This window comes from Shewanella sp. SW24 (genome assembly GCF_025653395.1).
In the GTDB taxonomy this organism is placed as follows: Bacteria; Pseudomonadota; Gammaproteobacteria; order Enterobacterales; family Shewanellaceae; genus Shewanella; species Shewanella oncorhynchi.
The window spans coordinates 1-779 of the sequence record NZ_JAKKSH010000073.1 but is presented as its reverse complement, the minus strand read 5'-3'; the positions used below and the strand labels follow the sequence as shown (position 1 = coordinate 779).

Here is a 779-nt window from a genome sequence, read left to right as displayed (position 1 = left end):
CGTGCGACGTGAAGTCGTATGAAGCGCTGTTCACCGCTTAACGAGTGAACCATCTGTATCACCAGATGAACCTAGGAGCCTGAATAAAGTAGCGGCTCTGACAATGTAACGAAGATTGGTCTTTGACCAATCGGGATATGAACCGCGAGGGGATGATCCTCCTGATAACCACAAATCGGGTGAGTGCTAGGTAGTCAGTATGATGAATGTAAGTGAATCCGCGTAAGGTGCGTTATGCGATGAAACAGCGGAAGTGGTTAACACGCTGTAGCCAAAAGGCACGAGAGTCGGAAAGAGATTGTCCCATGCTCTTTCGTGATCATTGTACTCTCCGCACCATAGCGGGCATCTAACCTGACATTGCGCGACATACGGAACACGGTAAGCCTGTATCGCTCCCTCTGGGAAAGCCAATATAGCCGATGGCGGTGCAGGTATAGGATGTTGGAGAAAGCAAAGGCTGCATTGTAATGATGCAGATACAGACAACTGTCTGGCACGAAAGTGAGCCCACTTCCGACTGGTCTCCCGTTGCGAGAGAATTTGAAGGACTTTATCCAAGGAGAAACGCAAATGATGATTTCAAAAGAGATTAGTGCCTCTCCTGACAGTGCTCAATGGCAGTCAATCGACTGGAAATCCGTAGAGTCGCATGTATTAAAGCTTCAGATGCGTATCGCAAAGGCAACAAAAGAAGGTGAGCACGGCAAGGTAAAAGCCTTGCAATGGTTACTGACGCACTCGCGCTCAGCAAAACTCCTTGCTGTTAAACGAGTGTC

Annotated in this window: 1 protein-coding gene; it reads left to right on the top strand. The window is 48.5% G+C overall.

Annotation, left to right across the window (positions count from 1 at the left end; genetic code table 11):
* Positions 1-573 precede the first annotated feature (573 nt).
* A partial coding sequence (locus L5M17_RS22910) for a reverse transcriptase N-terminal domain-containing protein (protein ID WP_263149289.1) occupies positions 574-779 on the top strand: 206 nt, incomplete at its 3' end.